The organism is Burkholderia sp. LMG 13014 (assembly GCF_905232215.1).
Lineage (GTDB): Bacteria > Pseudomonadota > Gammaproteobacteria > Burkholderiales > Burkholderiaceae > Burkholderia.
Map to the genome: position 1 here is coordinate 1 of NZ_CAJNKE010000858.1, position 1,910 is coordinate 1,910.

The window sequence follows — 1,910 nt, forward strand, 5'->3', positions numbered from 1 at the left end:
TGAACAGCGCGACCTGCTGCGCGTCGCTCATCCGGTCGCAGTCGTCGATCGCGTAGATGCCGATGCGCGGGTCGAACGTGAACGCGCCGAGCGGGCTTTGCGGCGTCAGGTAGCGCGCATAGCCGTACGACGCGTCGCTCACGAGCGCCTGCAGCAGATGGGTGCGGCCGCAGCCGGGCTCGCCCCAGATGTAGAACGATCGATCCGGCACGGGGCCCGCCGCGAGCGCGAGGTCGAGCTTCTGCAGGCGCGAGATGAGCTCGTCGTTCTCCTCGTTCATGATGAAGTTGTCGAACGTGGCGGGCGGCGGCGTGCCGAGATCGAGCGTCAGTTGACGGGACACAACAGTCACAATGCGGGTCGGTTGAAAATACGCGTGCCGTACGCCGGGCACGCGCCGGGAACTGCGCCTTGATGGGCTTCACGCGCGCCCGCACGCGCGGCGCCACGCCGGTTTCGGCGCGGTTCGCTCGGCGATGAAAACGGGGACGTGTTGACCAAGATGCAATCCCTGACGATTCGATGCTGGGAATTCCGGCCAACGGGCCGGCTTCGGGTAAAATCGCATTTTACCGACCTTCTCGCATTCCCCCATGAATCCTCCGAAATCCGCTCCTGACGCTCAGGGTCTGTCCTATCGCGACGCAGGCGTCGACATCGACGCGGGCGACGCGCTCATCGACAAGATCAAGCCTTTTGCGAAGAAAACCCTGCGCGACGGCGTGCTCGGCGGTATCGGCGGGTTCGGCGCGCTGTTCGAAGTGCCGAAGAAGTACAAGGAGCCCGTGCTCGTGTCGGGCACCGACGGCGTGGGCACCAAGCTCAAGCTGGCGTTTCATCTGAACAAACACGACACCGTCGGCCAGGATCTCGTCGCGATGAGCGTGAACGACATCCTCGTGCAGGGCGCCGAGCCGCTGTTCTTCCTCGACTACTTCGCGTGCGGCAAGCTCGACGTCGACACCGCTGCAACGGTCGTCAAGGGCATCGCGCAGGGTTGCGAACTGTCGGGCTGCGCGCTGATCGGCGGTGAAACGGCCGAAATGCCGGGCATGTACCCGGACGGCGAATACGACCTGGCCGGCTTCGCGGTCGGCGCGGTCGAGAAGAGCAAGATCATCGACGGCAGCACGATCGCCGAAGGCGACGTGGTGCTGGGCCTCGCATCGAGCGGCATCCACTCGAACGGCTTCTCGCTCGTGCGCAAGATCATCGAGCGCGCGAACCCCGACCTGTCGGCCGATTTCCACGGCCGCTCGCTGGCCGACGCGCTGATGGCGCCGACCCGCATCTACGTGAAGCCGCTGCTCGCGCTGATGCAGAAACTGTCGGTGAAGGGCATGGCGCACATCACGGGCGGCGGTCTCGTCGAGAACATTCCGCGCGTGCTGCGCGAAGGCCTCACCGCCGAGCTCGACCAGAACGCATGGCCGCTGCCGCCGCTGTTCAAGTGGCTGCAGGAGCACGGCGGCGTCGCCGATGCGGAAATGCACCGCGTGTTCAACTGCGGCATTGGCATGGCCGTGATCGTGTCGGCGGCCGATGCCGACGCAGCGATCGCCGACCTGACCGCCGCCGGCGAACAGGTGTGGAAGATCGGCACCGTGCGTGCGACCCGCGAAGGCGAGGCGCAGACGGTCGTGGTCTGACGCACTGTCTGCAGCAGATGCAGCAAGGAAAGCCGCCCGGAGTCGATCCGGGCGGCTTTTTTCATGCCGACGGGCGCGGTGAGCCCGAGTTCGCGGCGCGCGCACCGGCCAGCAACGGCGGGATGAGCAGATAAAGCAGCGCGGCTGCGGCCCAGACGAGCCCTGGCCACGTCGCGCGTGTCGCCGCATAGGTCGCGGTGACGACCAGCGGCCCCGCGACGCCGATCAGGCTCGCCATGCTCGCGAGCGTGCCTTGCAGTT

General features: G+C 66.5%; 1 protein-coding gene and 2 pseudogenes. 1 reads left to right on the top strand and 2 read right to left on the bottom strand.

All coding sequences use genetic code 11. The features are described 5' to 3' along the window. A pseudogene (locus JYJ84_RS35465) lies at nucleotides 1–343 on the bottom strand (DnaA regulatory inactivator Hda); the annotation flags it as partial. A 250-nt stretch (nucleotides 344–593) separates the two neighbouring features. On the opposite strand from JYJ84_RS35465, the gene purM reads away from it, so the two are divergent. Beyond that, nucleotides 594–1,649 carry a phosphoribosylformylglycinamidine cyclo-ligase gene (gene purM / locus JYJ84_RS35470; protein ID WP_006484927.1) on the top strand — a complete coding sequence of 352 codons (1,056 nt, stop codon included), beginning with the start codon at nucleotides 594–596 and terminating at the stop codon, nucleotides 1,647–1,649. Between the two features lie 61 nt (nucleotides 1,650–1,710). Here purM and JYJ84_RS35475 read toward each other — a convergent pair. Further along, nucleotides 1,711–1,910: pseudogene (locus JYJ84_RS35475) on the bottom strand (tetracycline resistance MFS efflux pump); the annotation flags it as partial.